At 68.6% G+C, this 15,301-nt stretch carries 13 protein-coding genes; 11 read left to right on the top strand and 2 right to left on the bottom strand.

The window, feature by feature from the left end:
• Window positions 1–77: 77 nt before the first annotated feature.
• From BDK89_RS08455 to BDK89_RS08420, 8 genes are all read left to right on the top strand, one after another.
• Window positions 78–1,457, top strand: a complete 1,380-nt coding sequence (locus BDK89_RS08455; RefSeq protein WP_133868530.1) for an MBL fold metallo-hydrolase — start codon at window positions 78–80, stop codon at window positions 1,455–1,457.
• A 91-nt stretch (window positions 1,458–1,548) separates the two neighbouring features.
• Complete coding sequence (locus BDK89_RS08450; RefSeq protein WP_133868529.1) at window positions 1,549–2,757, top strand: NAD(P)/FAD-dependent oxidoreductase; 1,209 nt, start codon at window positions 1,549–1,551, stop codon at window positions 2,755–2,757.
• A gap of 80 nt (window positions 2,758–2,837) precedes the next feature.
• Window positions 2,838–4,370, top strand: coding sequence for a 4Fe-4S dicluster domain-containing protein (locus BDK89_RS08445; RefSeq protein ID WP_133868528.1), 1,533 nt, complete (start codon window positions 2,838–2,840; stop codon window positions 4,368–4,370).
• A 13-nt stretch (window positions 4,371–4,383) separates the two neighbouring features.
• The gene (locus BDK89_RS08440) at window positions 4,384–7,215 is read left to right on the top strand and encodes a molybdopterin dinucleotide binding domain-containing protein (RefSeq protein ID WP_133868527.1); all 2,832 of its coding nucleotides are present in this window, start codon (window positions 4,384–4,386) and stop codon (window positions 7,213–7,215) included.
• Between the two features lie 73 nt (window positions 7,216–7,288).
• Window positions 7,289–8,065 carry a GntR family transcriptional regulator gene (locus BDK89_RS08435; protein WP_243839124.1) on the top strand — a complete coding sequence of 259 codons (777 nt, stop codon included), beginning with the start codon at window positions 7,289–7,291 and terminating at the stop codon, window positions 8,063–8,065.
• Window positions 8,066–8,116: 51 nt separating this feature from the next.
• The gene (locus BDK89_RS08430; RefSeq protein ID WP_133868526.1) at window positions 8,117–9,304 is read left to right on the top strand and encodes a steroid 3-ketoacyl-CoA thiolase; all 1,188 of its coding nucleotides are present in this window, start codon (window positions 8,117–8,119) and stop codon (window positions 9,302–9,304) included.
• Between the two features lie 36 nt (window positions 9,305–9,340).
• Entirely contained in the window at window positions 9,341–9,889 is a 549-nt protein-coding gene (locus BDK89_RS08425) for a thermonuclease family protein (RefSeq protein ID WP_166657464.1), read from the top strand.
• A gap of 44 nt (window positions 9,890–9,933) precedes the next feature.
• Window positions 9,934–10,767, top strand: coding sequence for a carbohydrate deacetylase (locus BDK89_RS08420; protein ID WP_166657463.1), 834 nt, complete (start codon window positions 9,934–9,936; stop codon window positions 10,765–10,767).
• Here BDK89_RS08420 and BDK89_RS08415 read toward each other — a convergent pair.
• Together BDK89_RS08415 and BDK89_RS08410 are read right to left on the bottom strand one after the other, a co-directional pair.
• Window positions 10,742–10,978: a hypothetical protein gene (locus BDK89_RS08415; RefSeq protein WP_133868523.1), complete on the bottom strand. Its 237-nt coding sequence runs from the start codon at window positions 10,976–10,978 to the stop codon at window positions 10,742–10,744. The genes BDK89_RS08420 and BDK89_RS08415 overlap by 26 nt on opposite strands.
• The gene (locus BDK89_RS08410) at window positions 10,975–11,898 is read right to left on the bottom strand and encodes a PIG-L family deacetylase (protein WP_133868522.1); all 924 of its coding nucleotides are present in this window, start codon (window positions 11,896–11,898) and stop codon (window positions 10,975–10,977) included. The genes BDK89_RS08415 and BDK89_RS08410 overlap by 4 nt, the downstream gene beginning before the upstream one ends.
• A gap of 67 nt (window positions 11,899–11,965) precedes the next feature.
• Between BDK89_RS08410 and BDK89_RS08405 the strand changes: the two genes are divergently transcribed.
• From BDK89_RS08405 to BDK89_RS08395, 3 genes are all read left to right on the top strand, one after another.
• Entirely contained in the window at window positions 11,966–12,538 is a 573-nt protein-coding gene (locus BDK89_RS08405) for a hypothetical protein (protein ID WP_133868521.1), read from the top strand.
• Entirely contained in the window at window positions 12,535–14,259 is a 1,725-nt protein-coding gene (locus BDK89_RS08400) for a putative bifunctional diguanylate cyclase/phosphodiesterase (protein WP_133868520.1), read from the top strand. Before BDK89_RS08405 ends, BDK89_RS08400 begins: the two co-directional genes overlap by 4 nt.
• 100 nt (window positions 14,260–14,359) lie before the next feature.
• Window positions 14,360–15,217, top strand: a complete 858-nt coding sequence (locus BDK89_RS08395; RefSeq protein WP_133868519.1) for a rhomboid family intramembrane serine protease — start codon at window positions 14,360–14,362, stop codon at window positions 15,215–15,217.
• Window positions 15,218–15,301 lie beyond the last annotated feature (84 nt).

Here is a 15,301-nt window from a genome sequence, read left to right as displayed (position 1 = left end):
CCAATCGCCCTCCACTTGCCAAGCAAATGTCCGTACTATTAGAGTCTCACCCGACAACGAAAGGAGTGGGGGCTCACATGTTGTTCAACCAGTACTACTTGGAGTGCCTGTCGCACGCCTCGTACCTCATCGGCGACGAGACGACCGGCCGAGCCGTCGTCGTCGACCCACAGCGCGACGTCGCCGAGTACATCGCCGACGCCGAAGCCGCCGGCATGACGATCGAACTCGTCATCGAAACGCACTTCCACGCCGACTTCCTCTCCGGCCACCTCGAACTTGCCGAAGCCACCGGTGCCAAGATCGTCTTCTCCTCGGTCGCCGAGACCGAGTTCGAGTCGATGGGCGTCGCCGACGGCGAGCGCTACTCCCTGGGTGACGTCACCCTCGAGTTCCTGCACACGCCGGGGCACACACCCGAGTCGCTCAGCATCGTCGTGTACGAACACGCCGACGACGAGACGCCGCACGGCGTCCTGACCGGCGACACGCTCTTCATCGGCGACGTCGGCCGTCCCGATCTGCTCGCCTCGATCGGCTTCACCCGCGAAGAGCTCGCCGAGCACCTGTACACGAGCCTGCACACCAAGCTGATGCCGCTCCCCGACGCGACGAAGGTCTTCCCCGCTCACGGTGCCGGTTCGGCGTGCGGCAAGAACCTGTCGACCGAACTCGTGTCGACGATGGGCGAACAGAAAGAGACCAACTATGCCCTGCGCGCTCCCGACAAGGAGACGTTCATGGCGTTGGTCACCGAAGGCCAGCCACCGGCACCGAGCTACTTCGTGTACGACGCGATCCTCAACCGCAAGGACCGCGACCTCCTCGACGAAGAAGCGATCCCCACCGCGCTCTCGTACGACGAGGTCCAGTCAGCACTCGCCGCCGGCGCCATGCTCGTCGACGGCCGCACGCCCGAGGAGTTCGCACAGGGCCACCTCCGCCAAGCGGTCAACGTCGGCCTCGAGGGTCGGTACGCCGAGTTCGCCGGATCGGTCATCCCGTCCGACGTCGACATCGTGCTGTTCGTCGAGCCCGGCTTCGAGCTCGAGGGCAAGAACCGGCTCGCCCGCATCGGCTTCGACCGGGTCATCGGCTACGTCGCCGAACCGTTCAAGGTGATGCTCGACCACCGAGACGAGGTGCAGGTCGCGTCGCGACTCACCGCCAAGGCCTTCGACGAGCGGACCCGCTCGATCGGCGACCTCCAGATCGTCGACGTCCGCAACCCGGGCGAACTCGAAGCGGGCACGATCGCCGGCTCGGTCAACATCCCCGTCGGCCAGATCCCCGGCCGTGTCGACGAGCTCGACGTCACTCGCCCGACCGTCGTCTACTGCGCCGGCGGCTACCGATCGTCGGTCGCCGCGAGCCTGCTGCGACAGAAGGGCTTCGTCGACGTCAGCGACATCATCGGCGGCTACGGCGCCTGGGCCGAGACGGTCCAGTCCGCCTGACACATCAACGTCCGACCTGCCGGGCCACCGCTCGAGCGGCGGTGGTCCGGCGGGCCGGGAACCTCACACCACGACAACCCGAGGGGGCACCATGGCGACCACCGCCAAGCACCAGATCGTGATCATCGGCGGCGGCACCGCCGGCATCACGGTCGCCGCACGACTCGCGCGGAAGGGATACACCGACCTCGCCGTCATCGAACCGTCCGACAAGCACTACTACCAACCGCTCTGGACGCTGGTCGGCGCCGGCCTCTCCGAGCTGTCCTCGACCGAGCGATCCGAAGCGTCGGTCATGCCGAAGAAGGCGACCTGGATCAAGAAGGCCGCCGAGTCGTTCGATCCGGACAACAACACCGTCTCCTGCAGCGACGGCTCGTCGTACGAGTACGAGGCGTTGATCGTCTGCCCCGGCATCCAACTCGACTTCGACAAGATCGAGGGCGCGCAGGAGACGATGGGCAAGAACGGCGTGTCGTCCAACTACCGCTTCGACCTCGCCCCGAAGATGTGGGACATGATCCGTTCGACCACCTCGGGCACCGCGATCTTCACGATGCCGGCCGGGCCGATCAAGTGCGCCGGAGCGCCCCAGAAGATCGCCTACCTCGCCGCCGATCACTGGCGCAAGGAAGGTGTCCTCGGCGACATCGACATCCACCTCGTCGTCCCGACGCCACGCATCTTCGGCATCCCCGAGATCGCCGACAACCTCGACGCCGTGATCGCCGACTACGGCATCACCCTGCACACCCAGTCCGAGGTCGTCGCGATCGACAGCGCCGGCCGAAAGGCGACGATCGCTGCGGTCGGCGAGAACGGCACGTCCGACACCCTCGGTTACGACGTGATGCACTTCGTGCCGCCCCAGTCGGCGCCCGACTGGATCAAGGCGAGCCCGCTCTCCACCGGTGAAGGTCCGGGCTACGTCAGCGTCGACAAGCACACGATGCAGCACACGACGTACCCGAACGTCTTCGCCCTCGGCGACGCCGGCTCGACGCCGAACTCGAAGACCGGCGCAGCGATCCGCAAGCAGGCGCCGGTCGTCGTCGAGAACGTCGATGCCTATCTCAAGAACCAGGAGCTCGGCGGCGAGTACCACGGCTACGCGTCGTGTCCGCTCGTCGTCTCGAGCAAGGCGATGCTGATGGCGGAGTTCGACTACTCGATGGAGATGACGCCGTCGTTCCCACGGTGGATGTTCGACCCGGCCAAGCCACATCGCTCGTACTGGTACCTGAAGAAGTACGGCCTCCCGGCCATGTACTGGAACGGGATGCTCAAAGGACTCGCCTGACGGCGACCACATCGTTCATGTCGCGCCCGGTCTCGAGGTCATGACCGGGCGCGGCATGGATGCACGATCTGGGGGGATCGATGACACGATTGGGGTTCGCACTGCTGTCCGACAGCTGTATCGGCTGTCATGCCTGCACCGTCGCGTGCAAGAGCGAGCACGACGTGCCGCTCGGCGTCAACCGAACCTGGGTGAAGTACATCGAGACGGGCGAGTTCCCGAACACCGGACGCTCGTTCTCGGTGATGCGCTGCAACCACTGCGACGACGCCCCGTGCATCACGATCTGCCCGACGAGTGCCCTGTTCAGGGCCGACAACGGCGTCGTCGACTTCGACGACGCCCGCTGCATCGGCTGCAAGTCGTGCATGAACGCGTGCCCCTACGACGCGATCTACATCAACCCGGCGACCAACACCGCGCACAAGTGCAACTTCTGCAATCACCGGGTCGAGGTCGGCCTGGAACCGGCGTGCGTCGTGGTCTGCCCGACCCAGGCGATCGTCACCGGCGACCTCGACGACCCCGACTCCCCCGTGTCGAAGATCGTCGCCCGCGACAAGACGGCGGTCCGAGCCCCCGAGCAGGGCACCGACCCGAAGGTGTTCTACCGCGGCGTCGACCAGGCGTCGCTCGACCCGACGCGCACGGCGATCCGCAACGACGGGCTCATCTGGGCCGACACCACCCCCGACCACCCGACGTTGACGCCGACGATGCAGGCGCACGCCGGACCGGGCATCGTCGCACGCACGACGTACACGACCGCACACCACCTCACGTGGCAGTCGAAGGTGTCGGGCTATCTGGTCACCAAGGCGATCGCCGCCGGTCTGATGTTGTTCGCCGCGCTCCTCGTCGCGATGGGGCACGGCTCCGAACAGGCGGCCGTGGGCGTCGTCCCGCCGGTGCTGGCCGGCGTCTTCACGGCGATCACCGGTGCACTCTTGATCGCCGATCTCAAACAGCCGAGCCGGTTCCTGTTCATCCTCACGAAGTCGAACACCCGCTCGTGGCTGGTGCGCGGCGCGTGGATCCTCGGCGCGTTCGCAGCGGTCGTCGCCGTGTGGGGCCTGGCCGGTATCGCCGACGCCGGCGGCGTACTCGCAGTGCTGGCACTCCCGACGGCGGTGCTCGCCGCAGCCGTCGCCGGGTACACGGCGTTCCTGTTCGGTCAGTGCGAGGGGCGTGACCTCTGGCAGACGCCGCTGCTGTTGCCGATCCTGCTGGCGCAAGCGGTCGTCGCCGGCGGTGCGGCGTTCTCCATGCTCGACCTCCTGATGGACGTGCCCGAGATCCGCTCGATCCGGATTGCGTTCCTCGCCGGCATCGGTGCGCTCGCCCTGCTGATCGCCTCCGAACTCTGGTCGAAGGGATCACGACACGTCGAGCTCGCGACGCTCGAGATGACCCGAGGCGCGTATGCCACCGAGTTCTGGTGGGGTGGCGTCGGCGTGGGTCTGGTGGTGCCCGCGGGTCTGCTCACCGCCTCGCTCGCGATCGACGACGCATCACCCTCCACCGCCGCCGCGGCCGGCGTGGCCGGTCTGATCGGCCTGTTCACCTACGAAGACGCCTACGTCCGGGCCGGTCAATCGGTCCCGCTGTCATGAGGAAGGCCGCACGATGACGCTCGCCAACCATCCGCCCCACGATCGCTGGCACGACTGGACCGAACTCGACGCGCAGGCGTGGCCGAAGCGTGAGGAGCGGCGCTACACGATCGTGCCGACCACCTGCTTCAACTGCGAGGCCGCCTGTGGCCTCACCGCGTTCGTCGATCAGGAAACCGGCGAGATCGCGAAGTTCGAGGGCAACCCCGAGCACCCGGCCAGCCGGGGCCGGAACTGCGCCAAGGGCCCGGCGACGCTGAACCAGGTCGACGATCCCGAACGCATCCTCCACCCGCTCAAGCGCAGCGGACCTCGCGGGAGCGGGCGGTGGGAGCGGATCGACTGGGGCCAGGCGCTCGACGAGATCGGCGCCAGGGTGCGCGACGCGATCGTCGACGGCCGAACGAACGAGGTGATGTACCACGTCGGGCGACCGGGTGAAGACGGCTACACCGAGCGCGTGCTCGAGGCATGGGGCGTCGACGGCCACAACAGCCACACCAACATCTGCTCGTCGAACGCTCGCATCGGCTACCAGTCGTGGATGGGGCACGATCGACCGTCGAGCGACTACGCCAACGCGGAGGTCATCTTCCTGATCTCGTCCCATCTCGAGACCGGGCACTACTTCAATCCCCATGCCCAGCGGATCATGGAGGGCAAGGCCAAGGGGGCGACCGTCATCTGCGTCGACACACGCCTGTCGAACACCGGCGCCAAGGCCGACTACTGGCTGTCGACCTGGCCCGGTACCGAGGCATTCCTCCTGCTGGCGATCGTGAAGCTGCTGCTCGAGCACGGCACCTGGGAGCGCGACTTCGTGCGACGCTGGGTCAACTGGGAGACGTACCTGCGCGAGACGCGACCCGACCTCCCCTGCGAGTTCGACTCACTCGAACGAGCCCTGCTCGACGAGTACGCCGAGTACACCCCCGAGCGCGCCGAACACCTCACCGGCGTCGCCGCCGACACGATCCGCGAGATCGCCGGCATCATCGGCGCCCACCCGACCAAGTTCGCGTCGCACAACTGGCGCTCCGCCGGCGCCGGCAACCTCGGCGGCTGGCAGGTCGCCCGCTGCCTGTTCTTCATCAACGTACTCACCGGGTCGGTGGCCACGGTCGGCGGAACCGCCGGCAACGGCTGGAACAAGATGGCGCCGCCGCATCCGTTCGGCGGGCAGCCGATCACCAGCTGGAACGAGCTGTCGTGGCCCAAGGAGTACCCGCTCTCGTACCACGAGATGTCGATCCTGCTCCCCCACTTCCTGAACGAAGGCCGCGGCAAGCTGGCCGCGTACTTCTCGCGCGTCTACAACCCGATCTGGACCAACCCGGACGGCTTCTCGTGGATGGAGGCCCTCCTCGACGAGTCGAAGGTCGAGTGCCACGTCGCCCTCACGCCCACCTGGTCGGAGACCGCCTGGTACGCCGACTACGTCCTGCCCATGGGGGTCGGCTCCGAACGCCACGATCTCGCCAGCTTCGAGACCCACGCCGGCCGCTGGGTGGGCTTTCGTCAACCGGTGATGCGGCGCTACGCCGAACTGCGCGACGGCGCGCCGATCGACCCCGACCGCCGCACCCACGAGTTCAACAAGGGCGAGGTGTGGGAAGAGAACGAGTTCTGGATCGACCTGTCGTGGAGGATCGATCCGGACGGGTCGCTCGGCGTTCGCCAGTTCTTCGAGAGCGCCGAGCGACCCGGTCATCCGGTCGGTGTCGACGAGTACTACGGCAGGCTCTTCGACGGGATCCCCGGCCTGGCCGACTCCGCCGCCGCGGCCGGCCAGACCACGCTCGAGTACATGCGCGACCGCGGCGCGTACCCCGTGCCGGGCGACCAGATCACGCCGTACGAACGGCCGGTCGACCCCGCCGAACTCGAGGGTTGCATCCGCGATGCCGACGGCGTGTACCGAAAGCCGGGCACCCCGGGCGGGTGGGACGGCTCCGACGACACCCTCGACGATCTGCAGTTGGCGAAGCTGGGCGACGGATCACCGGCCGTCGAGATCGACGGAGAGATCAAGGAGGGCTTCCCCACCCCGTCGAAGAAGCTCGAGCTGTTCTCGACGACCATCCGCGACTGGGGGTGGCCCGAGTACGCCACACCGACCTGGATCCCGAGCCACGTCCACTGGGAGGATCTCGATCTCGACGGCGACGAGCGCATCCTGCTGCCGACGTTCCGGATCCCGACCCTGATCCACACCCGTTCGGCCAACTCGAAGTGGCTCAACGAGATCAGCCATCGACACCCGCTGTGGATCCACCCGTCCGACGCCGAACAGTTGGGCATCGACGAGAACGGCCTCGTCCGGGTGTCGACCAGGATCGGCCACTTCGTCATCGCCGCATGGCGCACGGAGGGCATCCGCCCCGGCGTCGTCGCTGCCAGCCACCACATGGGGCGCTGGCGCGTCGAGGAGGACGACGCCCGCTCGTGGAGCGCCGGCAAGGCACGGATCGCCAACGACGGGACGCGCTGGACCCTCACCCGCGAGCACGGCATGCGCACGTGGGACTCGAGCGGGAGCGCCAACGGGGGCGATCCCGACACCCGACGCATCTGGTGGAACGACACCGGTGTGCACCAGAACCTCAGCTTCGCCGTGCAGCCCGACCCGATCTCGGGCATGCAGTGCTGGCATCAGCGCGTCCGGGTCGCACCGGCCGAGCCCGGCGACGAGCACGGCGACGTGGTCGTCGACACCGCCGAGTCACGCCAGGCGTACCGGGACTGGCTGGCCAAGACACGGCCCGCGCCGGGCCCGGGCGGACTGAGGCGCCCGCTGTGGTACGCCCGCCCCCTCAAGCCGACGCCGTCGGCGTATCGGGCCTGACCCCGACGAACGGCGCAGGCCCGACGAGGGTCCGGCGTCGACGGGCCCGGTCACCGTTATTGTTGGGCCTCTTGTGACTGACTTCGCCGATCTCGCCGAACCGCTCGAACGCTCGAGCGACGTGCCCCTGTGGGCGCAGCTCGAACGCGAGCTGCGACGCCGCATGGAACTCGGTCACTTCGCCGACCGGTTCCCGACCGACCGGGAACTGATCGAGGTCTACGAGGTGAGCCGCCATACGGCGCGCCACGCAGTGGCGCAGCTGGGCGCCGACGGCATCGTCCGCCGCGCACGCGGCGTCGGCACCTCGGTCGACCATCGCACCTTCGAACGGTCGCTCGGTGCGCTCTACAGCCTGTTCCAGGTCGTCGAGGAAGCAGGGATCGAGCAGCACAGCGTCGTCCGTGCGCTCGAGCGCGTCACCGACGCCGAGGTCGCCGAACGGCTCGACCTCGACCCCGACACCGAGCTCGTGCTCATCGACCGCATCCGCTACGCCGGCGACGAACCTCTCGCCATCGACCGCATCTGGCTGCCCGCCGACGTGGCCGAACCACTGCTCGACGCCGACTTCACCCACACGTCGCTCTACAACGAGCTCGAGCGCACGCTCGGCAAGCGACCGGGCGAGGGCTGGGAACAGATCCACCCCAAGATCCCGACCGCCGACGAGCGTGACATCCTCGGGCTCGACGAGGGCGAAGCCGTGTTCGCGATCGAGCGGCTCGGCGCCTGCAAGGGCGAACCGATCGAATGGCGCCTGACGCTCATCCGTGGCGACCGGTTCACGTTCGTCGCCGACTGGACCGCAGGTCAGCGCAACGAACTCCGCATCCAGATGACCCGCTGAGTCCGCTCCCGGCTCGTCGGCGGAACACCACGGTGCCGTAGGGTTTCGACCATGTCGAACTCCCGCTCCGTCGTCATCGTCGATGCCCTCCGCACGCCCATCGGGCGGCGCGGTGGCGGCCTCTCCACCCTCCATCCTGCCGAGGTGCTCTCGAACGTGCAGCAGGGTCTCGTCGACCGCACCGGCATCGACCCGTCGGCGATCGAACAGGTCGTCGGCGGCTGCGTGAGCCAGGTCGGCGAGCAGAGCTTCAACGTGACCCGCACCGCATGGCTGGCGGCGGGTCTGCCGCTCGAAACGGCCGCCACCACCGTCGATACCCAGTGCGGTTCGAGCCAGCAGGCGACCAACCTCGCCACCTCGCTGGTCGCATCGGGCACCGTCGACGTCGCCATGGCGTGCGGTGTCGAGGTCATGAGCCGCATCCCGATCGGCTCCAACTCGGCGAAGCAGCTCGGCCTCGGCGTGCCGATCCCGCGCACCTACTTCGACCAGTACGAGATGACCTCCCAGTTCGAGGGCGCCGAGCGCATCGCCGACAAGTGGGGCATCTCCCGTGACGACACCGACCGGTTCGGACTCGCCTCGCAGGAGCGCGCCGCTCGCGCCTGGGCCGAGGGCCGATTCGACGGCCAGTACATCGAGATCGAGGCGCCCGACCGCGGCGACGACGGCGAGCTGCTCGAGACGACGCACACCGTCGCCCGCGACGAAGGGCTGCGTGAGACGTCGCTCGAGAAGCTGTCGACCCTCAAGCCGGTCGCACGCGAAGACGGTGTCCACACCGCCGGCAACTCGTCGCAGATCTCCGACGGCGCGGCCGGGCTGCTCGTGATGACGGAGGCGAAGGCCGACGAGCTCGGGCTCACGCCGCGAGCTCGGGTCGTCGACGCATGCCTCGTCGGTGTCGACCCGGTCCTGATGCTCACCGGCCCGATCGACGCGACACAGAAGCTGCTCGATCGCACCGGCTTGTCGATCGACGACATCGACATCTTCGAGATCAACGAGGCCTTCGCGTCGGTCGTGCTCGCCTGGGCCAAGGAGGTCGGCGCCGACCTCGAGAAGACGAACCCGAACGGCGGCGCGATCGCACTGGGTCACCCGCTCGGCGGCACCGGCGCATTCCTGATGACGAAGGCACTCAACGAGCTCGAGCGCACCGGTGGCCGCTACGGCCTCGTCTCGATGTGCTGCGGTGGCGGCCTCGGCACCGGCACCATCATCGAACGCCTCTGACGTCCGGTCCGCGACGCACCTTGGTTGAATGCCCTGGTGCGTCGCGCCCTCGCACTCTCTGGTGGACTCGCCCTCGTCGCCGCGCTCGGTGCGTGCGACGGCGATGACGCTGCCACCGGCGCAACCACCACGCCGACACCCACGCCCGGAGCGGTCGAGGCGAACGCCGTCGTCGACTGGGTGGTCGACGGCGACACGATCGACGTCATCATCGACGGTGTCGAGGAACGGGTGAGACTCACCGGCATCGACACCCCCGAGATCGCCCACGAGTCGAGCGGCGACCGCCCCGGCAACGACGCCGAGTGCTTCGCCGACGCGGCCCACGAGTACGCACGCGCGCTGATCGACGTGGGCACACCGGTCCGACTCGAACGCGACGTCGTCGCCCGCGACGACTACGGCCGCCTGCTCGCCTACGTCTATCGAGCGAGCGACGGCATCTTCGTGAACTACGAACTCGTCCGCCAGGGATACGCGACGCCGCTGTCGATCGAGCCGAACACCACCTATGCCGAGCTCATGGTCGACGCTGCCCGCGACGCCGAACGCGACGACGTCGGCCTCTGGGCCGCCTGCCGCTGAGCACTCCCGCCGCCTCGACGCCGAGCCGGGTAGCGTCTGTGCCCGTGAGCGAGCTCGCCGAACGCCTGGGGCACCCGTCCGACGCCAAGCTCGTGATCGTCTCGTGCGACGATCTCGGCTCGTGCCACGCCGCCAACGTCGGCGTGTACCGGGCGATTCGCGACGGGGTGGCCACGTGCGCGTCGATCATGGTGCCGGCACCGTGGGCACGGCACGCAGCCGCGGAGTGCCTGCCGACCGACGACATCGGGGTGCACCTCACCCTGAACGCCGAGCACGAGCTCTATCGGTGGGGGCCGGTCACCCACGCCCCGAGTCTGCACTCCGGCGAAACCGGCTTCCCCCGCAACCTCGACGACCTGTGGGAGCACGCCGACGCCGACGAGGTCTACCGCGAGCTCAAGGCCCAGATCGGACGCGCCATCGCGTGGGGCATCGACGTCACCCATCTGGCACCGCACCTCACGGCGATCACACTGCGACCCGAGTTCTTCGGCATCTACGTCGACCTGGCCGTCGAGTTCGCGCTGCCGATCCGACTGCCGTCGACCGTCAGCGCCGATCAGGCCGGGTTCCCGTTCCGGAAGCTCGCGGCCGACGAGGGCATCGTCTTCCCCGACCACTTCGATCACGACTGGCGAGCCGGTTCGCGTGAGCGGGTCGGGCGCACGCTGGCCGACCTCCCGAGCGGCGTCACGGAGATCCACATCCAGCCGGCCATCGACAGCCCCGAGGTGCGGGCGCTCACGAAACACGCCGACGAGTGGATCGACGACCTGGCCTACGCGACCGACGGCACCTTGCAGTCGGCGCTCGACGCCGCCGGGGCGACGTTGATCGGGTATCGCGAACTCAGAGCTGCGATGCGAGCCGGCTGAACGCCGCCGTCACGTCGCCGAGACGCAGCGCCGCCAGCACCTCGCCGGTGTGCCCCGTCGCCTTCACCTTGCCCCGCATGAACTCGACGGTGGCGTCGAAGTCGTCGGCGGTCACCACATCGACCGGAGCCGTGAACACGATGTCGGCATCGTCCGGGCCCTCGACCCGTTCGTCCTTCTTCGCGACGGCGAGGCGGTACTGCACGCTCACGACGTCACCTCGGAAGCGACGCCGTCGAACAGGTCGTGCTCGTACTCGCCACCGTCGGCGTACGGGTCGGGGATGTCGCCGACGAGCGACCGTGCCAGGATCCAGTCTTCCCAGGGGTAGACGTCGCGGAGCTGTTCGTCGGTGAGGCCGAACCAGAAGGCGGCCGTCGGGTCGACCTGGGTGGCGTGCGCCTTGAGCGCGCCGGTGCGCGCCCAGAAGTAGTCGCCGATGTCGACACGGGTCGTGACGCGGTGGTCGGTATCGGGACGCTCGAACCACGCCTCGTCGAACGGCGACTCGCCCTTGTGTCGCAGCAGCCCCTCGTGCATGGCGACCAGCCGGCGCCGGCTCCAGGTGGAGTAGTAGAGCTTGAGCGGCTGGAACGGCGCACCGGCCTCCGGGTACCAGTCGGGGTCACCGGCACGGTCGAACGCGAGCACCGAGATGTCGTGGACGCGAAGGTGATCCGGGTGCGGGTAGCCCTGCTGGTCGTCGGAGTAGGTGATGAGCACCTGCGGCTTCGTGCGGCGGATGTGCGCCACGAGCCGACCCGTCGCCTCGTCGAGGTCGGCCTGGTGGAAGCAGTCGGGGTGCTCGTTCGGTGGCGTGTCGGCCATGCCGGAGTCGCGGTAGCCGAGCATGATCACCTCGTCGAACCCGATCACCTTCGCCGAGGCGTCGAGTTCGCCCGGCCGCATCGAGACGACGAGCTCGCGCTCCTGTTCGGGTGTCAGGTCGTGGAACGGCTGCCCGGGCTCGCGCAAGGTGGGGTTCTGGAGATCGCCTTCCTCACCGCCGGTGCAACAGACGAGCACGGTGTGAACCCCCTGCTCGTGGTACTTGGCGAGCGTTGGGGCGCCCTTCGACGCCTCGTCGTCGGGGTGGGCATGCACGGTCATGATCGTCCAGTCGGCTGCCATCGCCTGAACGCTACCCCGGTCGGGGCGCGCCACGACGCCCGATACCAGCCTCACTACGCTCGCTCCGATGCGTCTCGTCGCCGCCGTCTCCGTCGCCGCCGTCCTGTCGGGCGCGTGCAGCAGCGGCGACGGACGGACTCTCCCGCCGGCCGTCGAACCCCTGCCGGCTACGACGACCACGACCCCCGCCACCGTCCCCGGGCCCTCGTTCCGGGTGATCTCGCCGTGGGGCTCCGACGGCCTGGTGCCGGCGCGCTCCGCGTGCGGAACCGACGCCGCCGCCCCGGCGGTCAGCTGGACCGCCGTGCCGGAGGGCACGGCGGACCTCGCCGTCGTCTTCTCGATCGACGGCTCCCCGCACGAGGTACTCGTCGGGATCGATCCCGCTGCTGCCGGTCTCACCGAAGGGGCTCTGCCGCCGGGATCGTTCTGGTGGCCGCCCTCGGAGACCGGGGCGCGCTGGCCCGGTTGGTGCACCGATGACGGCGACGCCGATCTCCAGATCACGGTCTACGCGCTCAACCAACAGGTCGAAGCTGCCGATGACACTGGTGTCACCGAACTCGTCGGCATGATCGCGTTGATCGCGATCGCGCAGGCCACGGTGATCGGACAACTCGACGTTCCCCCGCCGACATGACTGACGACACGACGACCACCACACCGAACGACGCCGGGACTCCCACCCGCGCACTCGCCACGGTCGTCGACGCCGCCGAGCTCGCCGTCACCGTGTTGGGGATCGACGGCAGCGTCCTGCACGCCAACCCGCTCGGAGCACGACTGTTCCAACTGTCCGCCGGCGTGGCGTCCGACGCACTGACGATCGTCCTCGATCAAGTGCCCAAGCAGCTCCTCGACGGACCCGAGGGTGGCACATGGTCGGGCGAGGTGTCACTCGGATCCACGCTCGAACGCCCGTCGGTCCACGCCGTGACCGTGCACGCACACCACGATGCAGCCCACCCGGCGGGCGGCTACCTGGCGATCCTCGCCGACGACGTCACCCACGAACGCGAACGCGTCGCCCGTCTCGTCCACCAGCTCGAACACGATCCGACGACCGGCCTCTTGAACCGCTCCGCTGCGATCGCGCGGATCGGCGAAGCGCTCGCGTCGCCGGGTGCCACCACGACGGCGGTGCTGCTGATCGATGTCGACCGGCTCGCCGACGTGAACGACGCCTTGGGCCACGACACCGGTGACCGGCTACTGGCCTCGACGGCTCGCCGCCTCAGTACTGCGGTGCGTCCGGACGACCTCGTCGCTCGCATCGGCGGCGACCAGTTCATCGTGCTGTGTCGAGATCTCGACGGTCCACCGGCGGCGCTCGAACTCGCCGATCGCATCCGACGGTCGCTGACCGGCCGCCTCACGATCCAGCAACTCGAACTCGACGTGTCGGTCAGCGTCGGCGTCGCCGTCGTCGACGACTCGTGGAGCAGCTCGTCGGACGAACCGAACCCCGACAGCCGACTCCGAGCACTCGAGCTGATCTCGCGCGCCGACACCGCCGTCCACGCCGCCAAACAGCGCGGGCGGGGCCACACGGCCCAGTTCTCCGAGCAGTTGGGCAGCCAGGCTCGGGTTCGCACCGAACTGTCGTCGGCGCTGTCGCGGGCGCTCCGCGACGGCCAGCTCGAGGTCGAATACCAGCCGATCTTCTCCGCGGTGTCGGAAATGGCCGAAGCGGCCGAGGCGCTCCTGCGGTGGAACCACCCGTCTCGCGGCAGGGTCGAGGCCGGCGAGTTCATCCCGATCGCCGAAGAGACCGGCGTCATCGTGCCGATCGGCGACTGGGTCCTGCAGCAAGCATGTGCGACGGCTCGGCAGTGGATCGACGCCGGACTGGTCGGGTCCCGCTTCTCGGTGCACGTCAACGTGAGCCGCCTCCAACTCGCCGGGCCCACCTTCGTCAACCGAGTCGTCGACCTGCTCCGCGAGTTCCGACTGCGGCCGCGCCAGGTGGTGCTCGAAGTGCGCGAGGCGAGCCTGGTCGACGACGACTCCGACGAGGTCGTGCGCTCCGTGCGAGCACTGCGTCGCGTCGGCGTTCGAGTCGCCATCGACAACTTCGGCACCGGTTCGCACGCACTCTCACTCATGACCGACATCGGCGCCGACGTGCTGAAGCTCGACGGGAGCCTGGCGCTGCCGAACGGCGCCTCCGAGACCGACACCCGTGTCGTGCGCGCCCTCGTCCTGCTCGCCCATGCGCTGAACATGGAGGTCGTCGCGGAGCGGGTCACCGGACTGGAGCAGCTGCGCCGGCTGCGCGCCGCCGGATGCGACCTGGTGCAGGGGCACCTGGTCGGGTCGCCGGCCGCCGCCGACCAGCTCGTCGTCCAGATGGAACTCTGATCCCCGGTTCGGCCTCGATGCCCGAGGGGCCTGAGGGCACGCTGACGGCGCGCCACCGGCACTCGCCCGTTCGAGCCGGGCCCGCCGTTAGGGTCTCGGCATGAGCCTCCCGCCGCCGCCCCCTCCGGCAGCTGCTGAAGCCTGCTTCCGACACCCGAACCGCGACGCTGGCCGCCGGTGCACCCGGTGCGGACGACCGGCGTGTTCCGATTGTCTGGTCCAGGCGACCGTCGGGAGCCATTGCGTCGAGTGCGCCAAGGCCGCCCGCCCCGACGTGCGGACGCGAGCCACGTTCTGGAACGCTCGGCAACCGGCCCTCGTCACGACGATCCTGATCGGCATCAACCTGGCCGTGTTCGCCATGATGGTCGTGCAGGACCCGCAGGCGATCGGCGGTGCACTCACCCGCCTCCACCTCGAGTTCGCGCTCTACGAGCCCGCCCTCGAACAGGGCGAGTGGTACCGACTGGTCACATCGGGGTTCCTCCACTACGGCATCATCCACGTCGGGTTCAACATGTACCTGCTGTACGTCGTCGGACAGATGCTCGAGCCGGCGATCGGCCGGGTGAAGTTCCTCCTGGTCTACTTCGCAGGTCTGCTGGGCGGTTCGGCCGGCGCGGTCCTGCTCTCACCCGACGCGCTCACCGCAGGCGCCTCCGGCGCCGTGTTCGGACTGCTCGCACTGGCGTTCGTCGGCTACTGGCTCAACGGCACCAACCCGATGTCGACATCGATCGGTTCGCTGTTGATCCTCAATCTGGTGCTCACCTTCCTGTGGAGCAACCGGATCTCGGTCGGCGGCCACCTCGGCGGGGCGATCGCAGGCGGGCTGTGTGCACTCGCCGTCATGGCGCCGGCGTACCGGGGGGTGCCGAAGTGGGCCGGCTACGCCGCCCCGATCGGCGTTATTTCACTCTCTGTGGCCATTGCGGTTCTCAGCGTCGGATCTTCCTGATTCGATCCCGAGAATCCTTTCGCAACCTTGATCGGTTGCCTATGGTAGGACCATCGGACCGGGTTATCTTCGGTTTGTGTCAAA

It is taken from the genome of Ilumatobacter fluminis (assembly GCF_004364865.1).
Lineage (GTDB): Bacteria > Actinomycetota > Acidimicrobiia > Acidimicrobiales > Ilumatobacteraceae > Ilumatobacter > Ilumatobacter fluminis.
This window is presented reverse-complemented; position numbering and strand designations above follow the sequence as displayed.

Excerpts from the sequence above, each read along its gene's own strand:
- BDK89_RS08455 (WP_133868530.1), top strand. The coding sequence starts at position 78 with ATGTTGTTCAACCAGTACTACTTGGAGTGCCTGTCGCACGCCTCGTAC.
- BDK89_RS08450 (WP_133868529.1), top strand. The coding sequence starts at position 1,549 with ATGGCGACCACCGCCAAGCACCAGATCGTGATCATCGGCGGCGGCACC.
- BDK89_RS08445 (WP_133868528.1), top strand. The coding sequence starts at position 2,838 with ATGACACGATTGGGGTTCGCACTGCTGTCCGACAGCTGTATCGGCTGT.
- BDK89_RS08440 (WP_133868527.1), top strand. The coding sequence starts at position 4,384 with ATGACGCTCGCCAACCATCCGCCCCACGATCGCTGGCACGACTGGACC.
- BDK89_RS08430 (WP_133868526.1), top strand. The coding sequence starts at position 8,117 with ATGTCGAACTCCCGCTCCGTCGTCATCGTCGATGCCCTCCGCACGCCC.
- BDK89_RS08410 (WP_133868522.1), bottom strand. The coding sequence starts at position 11,898 with ATGGCAGCCGACTGGACGATCATGACCGTGCATGCCCACCCCGACGAC.
- BDK89_RS08405 (WP_133868521.1), top strand. The coding sequence starts at position 11,966 with ATGCGTCTCGTCGCCGCCGTCTCCGTCGCCGCCGTCCTGTCGGGCGCG.
- BDK89_RS08400 (WP_133868520.1), top strand. The coding sequence starts at position 12,535 with ATGACTGACGACACGACGACCACCACACCGAACGACGCCGGGACTCCC.
- BDK89_RS08395 (WP_133868519.1), top strand. The coding sequence starts at position 14,360 with ATGAGCCTCCCGCCGCCGCCCCCTCCGGCAGCTGCTGAAGCCTGCTTC.